This is a genomic window from Mesorhizobium dulcispinae (genome assembly GCF_033977345.1).
In the GTDB taxonomy this organism is placed as follows: domain Bacteria; phylum Pseudomonadota; class Alphaproteobacteria; order Rhizobiales; family Rhizobiaceae; genus Mesorhizobium; species Mesorhizobium dulcispinae.
On the sequence record NZ_JAVIIY010000073.1, the window covers coordinates 1 to 743 of the forward strand.

General features: G+C 59.4%; 1 protein-coding gene. It reads right to left on the reverse strand.

What is annotated here, in order from left to right:
* Positions 1-692 (reverse strand): IS5 family transposase gene (locus RFN30_RS32310; RefSeq protein WP_320265982.1). Its coding sequence is split into 2 segments (ribosomal slippage), with 693 coding nucleotides annotated over them: positions 1-362 and positions 362-692; the frame shifts between segments, so codons are not numbered across the junction. This gene is flagged as partial in the annotation.
* Between the last annotated feature and the right edge of the window lie 51 nt (positions 693-743).

Sequence of the window (743 nt, forward strand, 5' to 3'; positions counted from 1 at the left end):
TTTGTCGGCACGCAAGGCGATGCGCTTGAACTCCTTGAGCTTGCAAAAGAAGTTCTCGATGAGGTGTCGCCACGTGTAGAGCTGGCGGTCGAGTGGCAAGGGCCTTGCACGCCTTGGGTGCTGGGAGATGACGATCTTGGCGCCACGTTCGTTGAGATCGGCAACGATGGTATCGCTGTCGAAGGCCTTGTCGGCGATCAGCCCGCCGAAATCTACGCCCTGCAGAAGTGGCTCGACGCCGACCGTGTCGAAGCGGTGCCCCGGCATCAGATGGAAGCGCACAAGATTGCCGAGTGCATCGGTCAGCGCGAGGATCTTGGTGGTCATGCCGCCTTTGGAGCGGCCTATGGCCTGGCTCTGAGTCCCCCTTTTGCGCCCTGTCCGTGGCGGTGGACCTTGACGATGGTGGCGTCGATCATGGCGTATTCCATATCCGGCTCATCCGAGCAGGCTTCGAAGAGCTTCACGATTACATCGGCCTTGCGCCAGTCGCTGAAACGACGAAACGCTGTGCTCCAGTTCCCGAAATGGGCAGGCAGATCGCGCCAGGGGCTGCCCGTGCGTGCAATCCACAGAACTGCCTCGATGAACAGTCGGTTGTCCTTGCCGCTGCGTCCGGGATCGCTGGTTTTACCCAGACAATGCGGCTCCATCTTCGCCCATTGGGCGTCAGTCAATACGAATCGGTCCATCAAAAGCTTGAATCACATCGCCAAGCTTTGGTGAATCCCCACAGGCCTTAG